Annotated in this window: 1 protein-coding gene; it reads right to left on the reverse strand. The window is 53.3% G+C overall.

Annotation, left to right across the window (positions count from 1 at the left end):
• On the reverse strand, positions 1-974 hold a 974-nt coding region (locus AC1DRJ_RS29320; protein ID WP_477805205.1), incomplete at its 3' end, for a hypothetical protein.
• Positions 975-1,036 lie beyond the last annotated feature (62 nt).

Consider the following 1,036-nt stretch of genomic DNA (forward strand, 5'->3'; position numbering starts at 1 on the left):
GTGTTGTGCAAAAAGCTGTGATTGCTGCGTACGCCCAAGAGATAGTCACCTTGCACAAGCAGTGCTCGCTCCCACAGTGAGTCGGGGAAGTGACGTAATCCTTTGCCCTCGAACACGGCGAAGGCCTTGTCTCGGTAGTTGGCAAATTGAGCAAGATGGTCCGCTTCCTGCTCGGGGAGCCATGTGAAACCAGCTTCGTGTTCCCAGCGGTCGAGCACTCCAGCAAAGTCCAAGAGGAATTCGATCTGACCCGCAAAATAGAGGTGCCTCTCAGCAGACTCGATGACAGCACGCCAATTCTCACCCCGAACAATCAAGGCCGCTTTGACACGCTCTTCCCGCAATTGCAGCCGGTAGAAACCTTCTACCGATTTCCCAGCAGGGGAAGTTAGGTACGTGAGAATGTCCGGGGCGTGTTCAAGCATGTCGCGTACCGATTGAACGCTTCGAGTGAAGTCGTCCAATCGATCGTACGGCGTGTTCGTGCTGAGGTTTACCAATACCCTCATCCATTCGCCGAATGCCTCGGCACTGCCTTCAATATGGCTAGTAAGAAACCCACAATAGGCGGTGAATTGCACAAAGCTCGTATAACTAAGCCCCGTGGCATCCTTCAGCAGTCGCTCTACGAAAGCATTTTCGTCAAAGGCGCAACCTGCAGGTAGTAATGGCCTGATCCCTCCCTTGTGACCAGACCATGCATCAAGCAGGGTCACAAAGGTCCTTATAAATGCCTCGTCCAAGCATCCCGCTTCATGATAGCGAAGAAAGGAAAATGCTTCCTTGCCATCACGCAGTGCGCGCATGAGTGCATCGTCAGCATTCTCGCCATGACGCCGAGTTGCTATCACCACCGCGCGCACCAGGTTCATGCATCGCTCATCGAACAAAGCAGTCTGTTCGTCGCGATACTCCCACAAAAGGTCGGCCCATACGGTGTCGATCTTGTGACTGATGTACTCGCTGACGCTCACCTGCCGATCATGCAAAGTGAAGCTTTGGCTGGGTAGGACAGATTTGACATGATCTACCAACC

It is taken from the genome of Pseudomonas sp. P5_B2 (genome assembly GCF_056400445.1).